Raw genomic sequence first — 15,161 nt, 5'->3', positions numbered from 1 at the left:
ATTATCGACTTTCATTAACAGCTGTGTTATAATTTAGGCATTGTTTAAAGAAATGAGTGAAAAGAATGATCAAAAGATCTTTAATTCTGGGTACTTTAGCCCACGTCGACGCAGGAAAAACAACGCTGTCCGAGAGTTTTCTGTTTTTAAGCGGGAAGCTGCGTAAAGCCGGGCGTGTGGATCACAAGGATGCCTTTTTAGATACATATGATATGGAACGGGAACGGGGGATCACGATATTCTCAAAGCAAGCGGTGTTTGATTGGAAAGGAATGGATGTGACACTTCTGGATACGCCGGGGCATGTGGATTTTTCTGCGGAGATGGAGCGTACTTTGCAGGTACTGGATTATTCAATACTCGTGATCAGCGGTCCGGACGGCGTGCAGGGACATACGATGACGCTCTGGAGGCTTTTGAAACGATATGAGATCCCGACATTTATTTTTGTCAATAAGATGGATCAAGATGGCACAGACAAAGAAGAAATCCTGGCAGAATTAGAGCGTCAGTTTGGAGAAGGCTGCATGGATTTTAGTCATCTGGATGATACAGCCTTAGAAAATCTCGCCCTCTGTGATGAAAAAATGATGGAGTCATACCTGGAATCTGGTAAGATCGGTGATGAACTCATCAGAAAAGCCATCCGCACCAGAAATGTATTCCCCTGCTATTTTGGTTCTGCGCTTTATATGGAAGGTGTGGAAGAACTTTTAAACGGGATTTTACGATTTACAGAGCAGTCAGAATATTCAAAAGATTTTGGTGCGAAAGTATATAAGATCGGCAGAGATGAACGAGGAAACCGTCTGACTTACTTGAAAGTAACAGGCGGAGAACTTAAGGTCAGAGACAGTGTGGATGACTCTGGAGAAAAAATAAATGAAATACGTGTATATTCCGGCGCGAAATACACAAATAGTTCCTGTGTGACAGCAGGAAATGTGTGTGCAGTAACAGGACTTTCGCATACCTATCCGGGGGAAGGACTGGGGGTAGAACCGGAATCGGCACTCCCTGTTTTGGAACCGGTGCTGACATATCGGATTGTTCTGCCGGATGAGTGCGATGTACATAAAATGTTGGCAGATCTAAAAATGTTGGAAGAGGAAGAACCAGAACTTCATATAGTATGGGAAGAACAGATAGGAGAAATACATGCCCAGCTGATGGGAGAGGTGCAGACAGAGGTGCTGATCCGTATGATCAAGGAACGATTTGGTGTATGGGTGGAATTTACAGAAGGAAATATTGTGTACAAAGAAACAATTAAATTTCCTGTGGAAGGAGTTGGACATTTTGAACCGCTCCGGCATTATGCGGAAGTACATCTGTTGTTAGAACCGGGAGAGAAGGGAAGTGGCCTTCAGTTTGCGTCTGACTGTAGTGAAGATATACTGGATCGCAACTGGCAGAGGTTGATTTTGACGCATTTAGGGGAGAAAGAACATAAAGGAGTGCTTACCGGAGCAACGCTCACTGATATGAAGATCACTCTGCTTGCAGGACGGGCACATCAGAAGCATACGGAAGGCGGAGATTTCAGACAGGCGACGTATCGGGCAGTGCGGCAGGGACTGAAAAAGGCAGAGTCTGTTTTGTTAGAACCGTACTATGCATTTAAAATGGAACTCTCACAGGATATGGCTGGAAGGGCAATGGCAGACATCCAGAAGATGCAGGGCAGCTTTGCGCCCCCAAAGATGACGGGAGAAATCGTCACATTAAGCGGCAGTGCGCCTGTATCCCAGATGAGGGGATACCAAAAGGAGTTTATTTCTTATACAAGAGGCAAGGGACGTCTGTTTTGTGAACTGAAAGGATACGAGCCTTGCCAGGAGCAGGAGGAGATCGTCTCTCGTATAGGCTATGATGCAGAGGCAGATACAGAAAACCCTACAGGTTCAGTATTCTGTTCACATGGAGCCGGCTTTGTAGTTCCCTGGTATCAAGTAGAAGAGTATGCACACATGGAAAGCTGTTATGCTGTCAAAGAAGAAGCAAAAAAACAGACGCCTTCTTTTAATCCTCCGCCTGTATCCAGGATCGAATTGACACAGGAAGAACTGGATGCCATCTATGTAAAGACGCCGGATCCGGCAAAAAGAGGGTATCAGACAGGTCCTGTTACAGTGCATGCAGTGAAAAAAGCAGAGGGTACGGGGAAAAGGGAGTCCCGGGGAAAAGAAAAGAAAAAAGAAGAATACCTGTTGGTGGATGGATATAATATCATTTTTGCATGGGAGGAGCTAAAGGAACTTTCCGAAAAAAACATAGAAGGCGCCCGCAGTAAACTAATGGATATCTTGTGCAATTATCAAGGATATAAAAAATGTACGGTAATCCTTGTCTTTGACGCTTATAAAGTAGAAGGAAATTTAGGCGAGGTAATGAAATATCATAATATCTATGTTGTCTATACAAAAGAGGCGGAGACGGCAGATCAATATATTGAGAAAACAGTACGGCGTATAGGACGTCAATATGATGTTACTGTTGCTACATCTGATGCCCTGGAACAAGTCATTATACTAGGACAGGGGGCACGCAGGATGTCGGCAGCAGGATTGAAGGAAGAGATCAAACTGGCGGAAAAAGAACTGCGGGAGGAATACTTGAGAAAAGATACAGTCCATAGAAATTATCTTTTCCAGTATTTACAGAAAGACGCGGCAGAAGCTATGGAGAAAATAAGATTGAGAGGAAATGAGGAAGAGGATGTTAAATAATATTTTAGGAACAATCAATGATTTTATGTATACATATCTGCTTTTATTCCTGCTTATAGGGACAGGAGTGTATTTTACAATACGTACACGATTCGTACAGGTAAGGATGATAAAAGAAGCGTTTCATGTATTGAAGGAGAAAGAAAAAGAGGAGGATGGAAAGAAACAAGTTTCTTCTTTCCAGGCGTTAATGATTTCAACAGCATCCCGTGTAGGTACCGGAAATATCGCGGGAATTGCAACTGCCATTGCGGCAGGGGGAGCTGGAGCAGTTTTTTGGATGTGGCTGATGGCCGTGATAGGAGGCGCCTCTGCTTTTATCGAGAGTACACTGGCCCAGGTTTATAAGGTGAAAGATGGGGCGGATTTTAGAGGCGGACCGGCGTATTATATGGAGCAGGGGCTGGGAAAGCGTTGGCTTGGGATTATCTTTTCTATTCTTATGATCATATGTTTTGCTTATGGTTTCAATGGCTTGCAGTCGTTTAATATGTCGTCTGCGTTGGAATATTATATTCCCGGTTATGGCAAGTCTGCCTATCCGGCAATCGTAGGCCTGCTTTTAGCATTGGCAACGGCTTTTGTGATCTTTGGAGGTGTACATCGGATTGGATTTATTACATCTGTTATGGTTCCGATCATGGCCGGCATTTATCTTTTGATAGGAGTAGTTACCATCTGTCTGAACCTTCCGGCTCTTCCGGGAGTGGTCGCATCTATTCTCTCGCAGGCATTTGATGTGAAGGCGATTATGGGAGGCATGGCGGGAAGCGCAGTGGTGATCGGGATAAAAAGAGGACTTTTTTCTAATGAAGCAGGTATGGGAAGCGCGCCAAATGCCGCTGCTGCCGCATTTGTCAGCCATCCGGCAAAACAAGGGATGGTACAGGTATTATCCGTTTTTATTGATACGCTTTTGATTTGTTCAGCTACTGCAGTGATGCTTTTACTCTCCGGCATAGAAGGTATCCCGGGGACGTTGGATGGGATTCCATTTGTGCAGAAAGCTATTTCCGCAAATGTAGGAAACTGGGGGATCCATTTTATCACGCTTTCTATTTTTGCGTTCGCATTCAGCAGTCTTGTTGGAAATTATTACTACACGGAGGCAAATCTATTATTTATCAAAAACAATAAAAAAGTTCTTTTTGTCTTTAGATGCACATGCCTTCTTGCTGTTTTTCTTGGAGCGCAGGCAGATTTTTCTGTAGTATGGAATTTTGCGGATATAACAATGGGATGCATGGCTGCGGTAAATATCATAGCGATTTTGCTGCTTGGAAAGAAAGCTCTCCTTGTATTAAAAGATTATGAAAGACAGAAAAAAGAAGGAAAAGATCCCGTTTTTAAAGCAGAAGAAATTGGAATAGAGAATACACAGTGTTGGAAATAAAAAAGAATACAGAATTTACAAAAAACAAAAAAATTTCATAAAAATAAGGTTTTCTTGTAACTATTTTCTTGGTAGAATGGTATTATTGATAAATACATATAATGAAAAAACAAGAGAGTGAGGTAGAAATTATGAATTGTATTAATTGTTATAAGGAGATACCAGATGATACAAAGTTTTGTCCATATTGCGGCGCACAGCAGATAAAACCGGCACAGGCAGAATCGTCTGCGGAAACTCCGGCACCGGAAGTGCAGGCAGAATCGTCTGCGGAAACTTCAGCGCCGGAAGTGCAGGCAGAACCGGCTGCGGGGAATCCGGCACCGGAAACAGCAATGCACAATGAGCAGCCACAAGCAGCTGCCTATCAGGGGATGGAACAGCCGCGGGAGACAGCATATCAGGCGCAGCAAACTCCGCCGCCGGTGTATAATGTTCCGCCGGTACAGCAGGAATATATGCAGGAACCGCCAGTAAATTGGGTGCCGTATTTAGTGTTGTCTATTCTTAGTACGATTTTGTGCTGTACACCGTTTGGTATCGTGGCAATCGTATTTGCCGCAAAGATAAACAGCGCTGTAACAGCAGGTAATATGGCAGAAGCAAAAGATGCAGCGAAGAAATCTAAAATATGGATCATCGTATCAGCAATTGTGGGCGTTGTATTGTGGATTTTAATGGTTATATATTTTGTAGTGATCGGTGTGAGTGCGGCATATTACTATTAAAATGAAGGAATTGTTCAGAAAGTCAAGGACAGCACGCATATCGGCAGTTATGGCGATAGCTGTAGCAGTGCTTGCGGGGTGTATATATTTATTCTATCATAATCCGATCGTGTATCCGATTCCTTGTGTGATACATATGCTGACAGGTTTGTACTGCCCTGGATGTGGAGCCGGAAGAGCTTGTTATGCGTTGCTCCATGGACGGATCTATGAGGCGTTTGCGTATAATCCCCTTCTGCTGGTCTTGCTTCCATTTCTGGCCTTGTATATTGCAGCCAGGTTTGTGGATTGGATGCTTACAGGAGAAAACCATATAGACTCCCGAATATCTGTCAAGCTGTTAGTTGCCGTGCTTATCATAGTAGTTGTTTATGGTATAGTACGTAATCTGCCGGTATTTCCATTTACACTTTTAGCACCGGGAGGAATTTTAAAGGGGATTTAAAAAGAGGAACATCAATGCCGTCAAAGAGGCGGTATTGGTGTTTTTATATGCATTGCTATAGGAAAAATCTACCTGTTTGAAAGGGATGTATTGCGGCGGGTTCGGATGAGTATATGCAGAACGTAAATTTATGTACCAAGCTGAAAGAAAATATGCTAGAATAGAAATAGTTCTTTGGGTACTGTCAGGACGTATGAATAGAGGGAAAGAAGTATATGATAAAAGCAGTGTTTTTTGATGTGGATGATACCTTATTTGCCTTTACACAATGCAGCAGGCATGCAATGGAAAAGGTAGAAAGATATGCAGTGGAGAAACTGGAGGTTGTTCGGGAAGATTTACAAGAAGCGATTTGTATGGCTCAGAAGCAAATAGGCGACAGATTAGGATTTTCACACCCATCTTTTCATAATAGGCAGATACGTTTTCAAAATGCATTGGAGATTTTGAAAAAACCGATCTATCCATATGCAACGGAGATGTATACGATATATTGGAACGATGTTTTGGAACATGCCTGTGCAGAACCTGGGGTGGAAAAGTTTTTAGGATTGCTGAAAGAAAAGGGGATCTATACGGGCATTGGTTCAGATATGACTTCTTATATCCAGAATAAAAAAGTGGAAAGGCTGGGGCTTGCGCCGTATTTTGACTGTTTTATCACAAGTGAGGAAGCCGGCCAGGACAAGCCAGGACAGGAGATTTTCAAACTTTGTTTGGAAAAAGCAAAGGTAAAGCCAGAAGAATGTTTGTTTATAGGGGATAACCCTGACAAAGATATAGCGGGCGCAGAAAAAGCCGGGATGTATGCAGCCTGTTACAGTAAATATTCCACTCCTTTTCAAAAAGAGCAGATGAATTGCTTCGATTCATATGAAGCGTGTATATATGGTAAAGAGATAAAAGTTGGAAATATCCAAATTGTATAAAAGAAAAATAAAAAACAGACTGAAAAATCGTTATGCAGGGAAAGAGAAAGGAGGAAAGCAGCTTATTATAGCAGCAGAGCGGCATACAGTAAAAAGAGCTGTTCAGTATCTGGCATAAGAGGACACACAGTAAAATTTGGCGGCCTGAAGGGAGGAAAAAAGTATGGAACAGTATACAGGCAAATCAATATTTAAAAAAATGGCTATCGGCAAGATTTTTTATTACGAAAAGAATCAGACTGCTGTGAAAAGGGAAAAGGTAGAAGACGTAGAAGCAGAGGTTAAACGTTTTGACAGTGCGCGTGAGACTGCAAAAGAGCAGTTGCAGCGTTTGTTCGAGAAAGCACAGCGTGAGGTCGGGGAGACAGAAGCGGCAATTTTTGAAGTGCATATGATGATGATGGATGATGGCGATTATCTGGATTCTGTTTATAATATCATCCGGACGCAGGAGACATGTGCAGAATATGCTACAGCTGTGACCGGAGATAACTTTGCGGCAATGTTTGCGGCTATGGATGATGAATATATGAAGGCAAGAGCAGCAGATGTGAAAGATATTTCTGAGCGCATTGTCAATGTGTTGAGCGGAAATGGACAGGATGTGACAGAAATGGAGGAACCGGTGATTCTTGTTGCAGACGATCTGGCGCCAAGCGAGACAGTGCAGATGGATAAATCAAAGCTGCTTGGTTTTGTGACACGATACGGTTCTGCAAATTCTCATACAGCGATCCTTGCGAGGACAATGAATATCCCCGCTTTGATTGAAGTGGATATCCAGAAAGACTGGAACGGGAAAATGGCCGTGATTGATGGATATGAAGGAACCGTGACGATAGATCCAGATGAGGAATACTTAAATAAAGCAAAGGCGATCCAGCAGGAAGAACTGAAAAAACAGGAACTTCTCAAGGAAATGAAAGGAAAAGAGACGGTCACGAAAGGCGGAAAGAAAATCCATCTTTATGCAAATATAGGCAGTGTCTCAGATACAGCGGCGGCACTTATGAATGATGCAGAGGGGATTGGATTATTCCGCAGTGAATTCCTGTATCTGGAGTCAGAAGATTTCCCGACAGAGAATGAACAGTTTCTTGCCTATAAGACAGTTGCAGAAAATATGGCAGGAAAGAAAGTGATCATTCGTACTTTGGATATCGGAGCAGATAAACAAGTAGGCTATTTTAATTTAGAAAAAGAAGAAAATCCTGCGCTTGGATATAGGGCGATCCGTATCTGTCTGACAAGAGAAGAAATTTTTAAAACGCAGCTTAGAGCTATCTTAAGAGCAAGTGCATTTGGAAATATATCTGTTATGTTCCCGATGATCATTTCTGTGGAAGAAGTGAAACGTGCAAAGGCGATCTTAGAGGAAGTAAAAGCAGAATTAAAAATGCATGGGATGGCATATAAGGATATTGAGATCGGCGTTATGATAGAGACGCCGGCTTCTGTCATGATCAGTGAAGAATTGGCGGAAGAAGTAGATTTCTTCAGCATCGGTACAAATGATCTGACACAGTATACACTGGCAATAGACAGACAGAATCCAAAACTGGATACTTTTTATGATCCGCATCATCCGGCGGTTCTGCGCATGATCCAAAAAACAATTGAAAATGGACATAAAGGCGGAGCTTGGGTAGGAATTTGCGGCGAATTAGGCGCAGACATGGAATTGACAGAAACATTCCTGAAGATGGGAGTAGATGAACTTTCCGTATCCCCGACCTTTGTACTGCCGGTAAGGGATAAAGTAAGAAGCTTAGAAATATAAATTTAATTGACGAACTGCCTTATAGAGAAAAGGTAAAATTTATATAGAAGGTACGCAAAGAAACACTATGTCAGAACACAGGACAGGACCCGCTTTACCTCATCCGTTCGAGTGGTTCTAAGCACAGAACATCGACGTGTCCATTGGAACACGCAGATGTACTGCGCTAAGAACCAGGCGAACTGTATTCGGAACGCTCCTGTCAATGCCCTGCTTATCTGACATAGTGTTTCTTCGCTGTCTCTTCCAATCAGAAGTTTCACTCTACTATCAGAAGGCAGATTCCTCAATTAAATTTCAGAAAAAAAGACGACCTCACGTTGCTACAAACTTCCAAACAGAAGTGTTTTTTGCCTTCTGGCGGAAATGCGCAGCAGCGTGAAGTCAATTTTTCAAACAGAAACATGAACTTAAGCGGCGAAAGTGAATGCATGAAATGTATGTTTTGCGTGAGCGAGGAATTTCGGCAAAGCCCTGACGAGCGATGCAAAATACACATTTCATGCGCCCTTTTGCCATTTGACTTCATATTTCTTTTGTCAGTTAAATTTATATTCCTCTGTTTAAAATATGTTAAGTTTACTCAATAAAACTTGAAAAAGTTATATTTATGGAGTATTCTTATTACTGTTTGAAATAAATTAGACAGAAAGAGTGAGGAATAAAAATGAGCAGTTATAGTTATTTGTTGGATTTGGCAATCATTTTGCTATGTACGAAATTCCTGGGGATTTTGACGCGGCGTGTGCAGATGCCACAGGTAGTAGGCGCGCTTCTTGCAGGGCTCGTTCTGGGTCCGGCAGGTTTTGGTGTCCTTACGGAAACTTCGTTTATTAAGTCAGTGGCTGAGATTGGCGTGATCATTTTAATGTTCAGCGCTGGGATGGAGACAGATATTAAGGAACTTAAGGCAAGTGGGAAAGCATCCTTTGTGATAGCGCTTTGCGGGGTTATTGTTCCTCTATTGGGAGGCTTTGGAGTAGCATGGTTTTTCAACAGACCGGATATGATCGAGTCTACGGCGAAGGGAAGTATTTTTCTCCAAAATATATTTATTGGTGTTATTTTGACGGCAACCTCTGTTAGTATTACGGTAGAAACATTAAAAGAACTTGGCAAACTTAAGACCCGTTCAGGAAACGCCATATTGGGAGCTGCTATCATAGACGATATTCTTGGCATCATTGCACTGACGATCGTAACGAGCATGGCTGACGCAAGTGTAAGCCTGACAGTTGTGCTTCTGAAAATTGTGGGATTCTTTGCTTTCTCCGGCATTGTAGGGTTTTTATTCTATAAGTTATATAGGAAATGGGTGGATGATGCAAAGAAGGAGTTGCACAGACATACGATCGTAGCATTTGTATTTTGTCTGCTTATGGCATATATAGCAGAAGAAGTTTTTGGAGTTGCTGATATTACAGGCGCGTTTATTGCAGGGCTGATCATATCAAATGTGCGCCGCGCCAACTATTTGGAGAGGAAATTTGATATTCTTTCTTATCTCCTTTTATCACCGGTATTTTTTGCGAGTATAGGTCTGAAAGTCGTGCTGCCTAAAATGTCAGGCGCGATCATCGGGTTTGCAGTTGCGCTTACGATCGTAGCGGTATTGACAAAAGTAATTGGCTGCGGGATCGGAGCAAAATTATGTGGGTATAAAAATTATCAAGTGAAGAGAATTGGTGTTGGTATGATATCACGTGGCGAGGTTGCCTTGATCGTAGCAAGCAAGGGAGATTCTATGGGACTTATGAGTCCAGAGTTTTTGGGACCTGTGATCATTGTAGTGGTGATTACAACGATTGTTACGCCGATTCTTTTGAAGATTGTATTTGGGCCAGGTACGGCATCGGTACCGGAACAAGTAGTGCCGGATAGTGAACGTGTTACAAGTTACTATGAAAATGCTGCGGAGATCCGTGGAGAGGAATATGAAAAGAGATAGATAGAAACAAGGGAGAGAAGGGATAAAGATATGGTGTCCTTTCTCTCCCTTGTTTACTTTCTAAGGGATGTTTGCTAAAATACGTATAAGAATATGTGAGAAGGTGAATCGTATGAGAAAAAGGAAAAAACCACCTTTATATCAGAGTTTTGGCTATGCGTTTGAAGGGCTCTTTTTCTGTATCGCAAAAGAGCGCAATATGAAAATACACTGTGCCGCAGCAATTTTAGTCACACTTGCAGGAACACTTTTTCAGATTTCTGTGACGGAATGGTGTATATGTCTGTTGCTGTTTGGTCTGATCTTGGCTCTGGAATTGGTGAATACAGCGGTGGAGGCAGTGGTAGACCTTGTGACAGAAGAAAGAAAACCTCTGGCAAAGATTGCTAAGGATGCGGCGGCAGGCGGTGTGCTGATTGCGGCGATCATGGCAGCGCTGATCGGAGGAATTATTTTTATTCCGAAATTAGCAGTCTTTTTGAAAATATAAGGAAATGTATATTTAGAAGATCAAAGTAAATTAAGAAAGGAGAAAGACATGGAAAAATTAGGTGAAAATGTAAAAAAGATTTTTTTGGCAGGAATAGGGGCAGTTGCAGTGACAGCTGAAAAATCAAAAGATCTGCTGGATGAAATGGTGAAAAAGGGAGAATTGACAGTAGAGCAGGGAAAAGTACTCAATGAAGAATTGAAACATAATATGAAGAAAACGATGCAGGAAAAGAAAAATGCACCTGCAAGAACGTCTTCTTCAGAAGAAATAGAGGAACTTCTTGACAGCATGACACCGGAACAGCTTACTGCATTAAAGGAAAGACTCCGGCAAAGAGAAAGTGGGGAGCAAACTGCTAAAAGTGTAGAAGAACAGGAAAAAGTGAATGAATAAACAAGGAACAGGTATGTATTCCTCCAGACTTAAAGAAATTACCGCTGTACTTAGAAAGCACGGGATCACAGGCGGCATAACGCCTGTGAAGCTGCGTCTTATTTTAGAAGACCTGGGTCCTACCTTTATAAAGATAGGACAGATCATGTCCATGCATTCTGACATTCTGCCCAAAGAATATTGTGAGGAACTGACAAGGCTTCGCGCAGAAGTGACACCTATGTCTTTTGATGAGGTCACAGAGATACTGGAAAAATCCTATGGGATCCCCTGGCAGAAAGTATTTTTGCACATTGAAGAAAAACCGCTTGGTTCGGCATCGATCGCGCAGGTGCATAAGGCGGTTTTAAAATCAGGCAAAGATGTTGTAGTGAAGATACAAAGGCAGGGGATTTATGAGAAGATGGCGAGAGACATTGCTCTTTTGCACAAGGCGGTAAAATTGATACCTCCAGTCAGTGTGAAGGGACTTGCCGATCTGGATATGGTCTTGGATGAATTATGGGCAGTGACGCGTGAAGAGATGAATTTTCTCAAAGAAGCTTCCAATATGGAAGAGTTTGCAAAGAAAAATAAAGACATCGCTTTTGTGGGAAGCCCAAGACTGTATCAGGAATATACAACTTCTTATGTGCTTGTCATGGAATATATAGATGGATGTGGTATAGATGACAAGGAGAAGCTTCTGGAAGAAGGATATGATCTAAAGGAGATCGGCACAAAGCTTGTCGATAATTTTATCAAGCAGGTCATGGAGGATGGCTTCTTTCATGCAGACCCTCATTCCGGAAATGTAAAGATCAGAGAGGGAAAAATCATTTGGATCGATATGGGGATGATGGGCAGGCTTACCGAACATGACAGAGAAATGATAGGCAAGGCAGTGCGAGGCGTAGCGCTGCATGAAGTAGAATTGATCCAAGAAGCGGTTCTGGCTCTGGGAGAATTTAAAGAAAAACCGGATCAGAGCAAATTACATGAAGATATAGACGGACTGCTTTTGAAATATGGCAGCATGGACATGGGAAATATTGATATTGCGGCTGTAATGACGGATCTGATGGAGGTCATGAAAGAAAATAAGATTAAGATGCCGCATGGTTTGACGATGCTTGCGAGAAGTATGACACACATGGAAGGAGTTTTGGCAGATATAGCTCCGGAAATCAATATGGTGGATATCGCATCTGCTAGAATAGCAGGCAGTTTTTTCAAAAATCTGGATCTGAAAAAAGAACTGAAAAGTGGGGGGAGAAGCCTGTATAGATCATTGCAAAAGGCGGTAGACATTCCTTCTTTATTGGCGGATATACTGCGTGGATATTTAAAAGGGCAGACAAGGATCAATTTGGATCTCCATGTATCCTCTGAACTGTCAGAACTTTTGCGGCGTTTAGTAAGAAATATCGTTATGGGACTGTGGGTGATGGCCTTGCTGATCAGTTCCAGTATCATCTGTACGACGGATATGTCTCCTAAGATATGGGGGATCCCTGCGATCGGAGCTTTTGGGTATTTGATTGCGTTTGTGATCGTGATGTATGTATTTGTGAAGCATTTATTTTCAAAAAAATAAGGAAACAGGCAGAAGGGGAGAATGTGGTGTCTCCCCTTTTATTGTGGTACGCCTGTCGGTACATGTTCTTATAGACGGCGCATTTCATCCAGAGAATTAAACAGGTTTAACTGTCCATATCCCCACTCGCGGTTTGGATACTCCATGCTCGAAGGGCGGACAGCGCCGAGTATCATAAGATTTTTTATTTGATAGGAATCTATGCTAGGATTCCCAAGATGGAACAGGATCCATTCTAAGAGAAGGGCGGCGGAACCGGCAGTGATAGCTGTAGCAATGCTGGAACCGGAGCGTACTGTAAAATTACCGCCGGGCAGGGCGCCTTCCACTTCAATGCCGGGGGCGGTGATACTAGGACTGACAAGATCAGAGCGGGTATATCCTCTGCCGGAAGATAAGGCAATGCCATTGGTGCTGCCATTATAATAGGAAACAATCACAGGTTTTACCGTATTGGCCGGATTTGTCAATGTATAGTAGGGATCCGGTTCCAGAAAATATACTTCGCCGGACAGAAATTCCGTAAGAGGCAGCCATATGTGAAAGCGTCCGTCTATTATGCGCAGCGGTTTGACGATCAGTTTCCAGATACCGGGGGCCGGTGCTGTAAACCGAAAAGCTACAAGTTCAGAGTTTGTTTGTTCCACGAGAATACGATAATCGATCGTTACGGCAGTGTTTTCAAAGAGAAAATGAAATTCTGTTATATCATTTATTCTGGCAGGGACCGTAGAGGTAGTTTCGCCTGAGGGAGAGATAAGGGAGATGGACAGGAGATTGGGAATCTCGGTCCAAAGCTCCATGGTGAAGCCGGATACGTTCTCTCCGACTCGTATTTCTACTGTTTTTGTATCTGCATTGTCGAGGATTTCATTAGAATAGTGATGTCTTTTATCTGCTTCATTTCCTACGCCTATGACGGGGATCCAATTGGACGAACTGCTGTAATGTTCGAGCAGGGAAGAAAACGGAAGCGAGCCAATATGTCCGCCCATGCTGGTACCAAGTGCAATACACAGAACGAGCGGCATATCCAGAGAAGCAGCCAGATCATTTAAGTAGCGCAGAGCAAGCAGAATGTCTGTTTCTTGGTAACAAACAGTGTCTTCCGGGATATAATAATATTCTTTTAGGTATTTCTTGGCGGGCTTTAACTTTACCACAGCGATTGTAGATTCAGGAGCAGCGCCCAAAAACTGTCTGGAAGGAACTGCGGAGCCGGCAGCAAGGCTGGCGATAAATGTACCGTGTCCGGTTTCATCTTTTGTAGGAACGAGTGAGGCGGAAGCATTTGAAGCGAGCGCTTTATTAATAGAATCTTTTGTGTATTCAGAGCCATATAAAAAACCGTTCGGAGGGATGCCGGTCTGTATCGTCTGATCCCAGATTGCTGCGATACGAGTAGAACCATCCAGGTTTCTAAATACGGTATTAGTATAATCGATGCCACTGTCTATAAAACCAATTAAGATCCCCTTTCCTTTCAACTGCAAAGTGGGATAATTCTGTATGGAAAGGATACCGGCCTGATTTAATGTATCCATACTAAGCGGGGCATAGCATTTGGGAATGGAATTATAAGAAAATTGTTTGCTGTTTAGAGAGCCGGCCTGTAGTTTGGGAAGATAAACACAACGATAGTTAAAACCTGCAGATTGTTCGCAGGTCGGATCTTGCGCAATATTTTCTAAAAAGGCAGTGCGGTTATCATTTATAATGAAATCTCGGTATTCTTCAGAAAGAATCCACTCTTTGCATTTCGTTTCATTTGCCATGGAAACTCCTTTGTAAATAACTTTGTGATAATATATGCAGAAAAGGGAAAAATATTATAAAAGTGTAAATTCAGAAATGATATGGTTGAAGTCAGCGTATAGTGGGGTATAATGTATATCAGGTGAGGGTCTTCCGTCTTAGATGGCGGCAGGCAGGACAGTATCCTATGCGCAGGCTCACTTGAGGCGAGTCTTGAAAAGTTCAAATGAAGGGAGAAGGCAGAATGAAAGAATTTTTTGAAGATTTAACTAAACGGATAGGCGAAACGGCAGAAGCAGTGACAAATAAAGCGGGGGAAGCGGTAGAGATACAGCGCCTGAAAAATCAGATTCGTTCACTGGAACGGGAAAATGAAAAAGATTTCGCAGAGATTGGAAAAAGAATATATAGACTTTATCAGGAAAACACGGCAACTGATGAGGCGGCTGCCGGTTATTGTGAAGCAATCAAAAGCCGGGAAGGAAGTATAAGGGAATATCATCATAAAATGGCAAAAGTCCGTGGAACTATGAAATGTCATACATGCGGCAAAATGGTAGAGAAGGAAATGGCCTTTTGTCCATATTGTGGAGCAAAAGCAGAAAAGACAGAGGAGGCACAAGATATGGAAAAACAGACAGGGCATAAAGCGGCGGACGCAGTAGAAAAAGCGGCGAACAAAACAGCAGATGCGATAGATCAGGCTTCGCAGAAGACTACGGATACGGTAGAAAAAGTGGTGCGTAAGACAGCGGACGCAGCAGATAAAGCAGTGCACAAAACAGCGGATATAGCAGATAAAGCAGTGCACAAAACAGCAGATATGGCGGATAAAGCAGCAGAGAAGACCGCAGATATGACACACAAGGCGGCAGAGAAAGTTGCGGACATGGTAGAAAAGGTGGCGGATAAAGCAGCTGATATTGCCGGGAAAACGGAAAAAAAGGCAGAAGAATAAAAGCGAGAGGAAATTGGCCGCTCAGACAGGAGGC

General features: G+C 42.7%; 12 protein-coding genes. 11 read left to right on the top strand and 1 reads right to left on the bottom strand.

Annotated features, from left to right (window positions below; translation table 11 throughout):
• The first annotated feature begins 65 nt into the window (after positions 1-65).
• The 10 genes from WKT01_RS10965 (at position 66) to WKT01_RS10920 (ending at position 12,414) form a co-directional block, all read left to right on the top strand.
• Positions 66-2,729, top strand: a complete 2,664-nt coding sequence (locus WKT01_RS10965) for a translation factor GTPase family protein (RefSeq protein ID WP_117975753.1) — start codon at positions 66-68, stop codon at positions 2,727-2,729.
• The gene (locus tag WKT01_RS10960; RefSeq protein WP_059066177.1) at positions 2,719-4,122 is read left to right on the top strand and encodes an alanine/glycine:cation symporter family protein; all 1,404 of its coding nucleotides are present in this window, start codon (positions 2,719-2,721) and stop codon (positions 4,120-4,122) included. The genes WKT01_RS10965 and WKT01_RS10960 overlap by 11 nt, the downstream gene beginning before the upstream one ends.
• A gap of 131 nt (positions 4,123-4,253) precedes the next feature.
• Complete coding sequence (locus tag WKT01_RS10955; protein ID WP_082667406.1) at positions 4,254-4,850, top strand: CD225/dispanin family protein; 597 nt, start codon at positions 4,254-4,256, stop codon at positions 4,848-4,850.
• A gap of 49 nt (positions 4,851-4,899) precedes the next feature.
• A complete protein-coding gene (locus WKT01_RS10950) occupies positions 4,900-5,295 on the top strand; it encodes a DUF2752 domain-containing protein (protein ID WP_270396204.1) in 396 nt (131 codons plus the stop codon).
• A 215-nt stretch (positions 5,296-5,510) separates the two neighbouring features.
• Positions 5,511-6,224 carry an HAD family hydrolase gene (locus WKT01_RS10945; RefSeq protein WP_117975752.1) on the top strand — a complete coding sequence of 238 codons (714 nt, stop codon included), beginning with the start codon at positions 5,511-5,513 and terminating at the stop codon, positions 6,222-6,224.
• Between the two features lie 163 nt (positions 6,225-6,387).
• A complete protein-coding gene (gene ptsP, locus WKT01_RS10940) occupies positions 6,388-8,004 on the top strand; it encodes a phosphoenolpyruvate--protein phosphotransferase (RefSeq protein WP_059066180.1) in 1,617 nt (538 codons plus the stop codon).
• 667 nt (positions 8,005-8,671) lie between these two features.
• Positions 8,672-9,952 carry a cation:proton antiporter gene (locus WKT01_RS10935; RefSeq protein WP_059066181.1) on the top strand — a complete coding sequence of 427 codons (1,281 nt, stop codon included), beginning with the start codon at positions 8,672-8,674 and terminating at the stop codon, positions 9,950-9,952.
• 112 nt (positions 9,953-10,064) lie between these two features.
• Positions 10,065-10,442 (top strand): diacylglycerol kinase family protein, encoded by a 378-nt coding sequence (locus WKT01_RS10930; RefSeq protein WP_117975821.1) that lies wholly within the window; start codon positions 10,065-10,067, stop codon positions 10,440-10,442.
• A 48-nt stretch (positions 10,443-10,490) separates the two neighbouring features.
• A complete protein-coding gene (locus WKT01_RS10925; protein ID WP_117975822.1) occupies positions 10,491-10,838 on the top strand; it encodes a phasin family protein in 348 nt (115 codons plus the stop codon).
• Complete coding sequence (locus WKT01_RS10920) at positions 10,831-12,414, top strand: ABC1 kinase family protein (protein ID WP_059066184.1); 1,584 nt, start codon at positions 10,831-10,833, stop codon at positions 12,412-12,414. Before WKT01_RS10925 ends, WKT01_RS10920 begins: the two co-directional genes overlap by 8 nt.
• Before the next feature lie 68 nt (positions 12,415-12,482).
• Here WKT01_RS10920 and WKT01_RS10915 read toward each other — a convergent pair whose 3' ends face one another.
• Positions 12,483-14,189 carry a S8 family peptidase gene (locus WKT01_RS10915; RefSeq protein WP_059066185.1) on the bottom strand — a complete coding sequence of 569 codons (1,707 nt, stop codon included), beginning with the start codon at positions 14,187-14,189 and terminating at the stop codon, positions 12,483-12,485.
• A gap of 224 nt (positions 14,190-14,413) precedes the next feature.
• On the opposite strand from WKT01_RS10915, the gene WKT01_RS10910 reads away from it, so the two are divergent.
• Positions 14,414-15,127 (top strand): zinc ribbon domain-containing protein, encoded by a 714-nt coding sequence (locus WKT01_RS10910; protein ID WP_117975823.1) that lies wholly within the window; start codon positions 14,414-14,416, stop codon positions 15,125-15,127.
• The last annotated feature ends 34 nt before the right edge of the window (positions 15,128-15,161 follow it).

This window comes from Mediterraneibacter sp. ICN-202921 (genome assembly GCF_037890075.1).
Classification (GTDB): Bacteria; Bacillota; Clostridia; order Lachnospirales; family Lachnospiraceae; genus Mediterraneibacter; species Mediterraneibacter massiliensis.
This window is presented reverse-complemented; position numbering and strand designations above follow the sequence as displayed.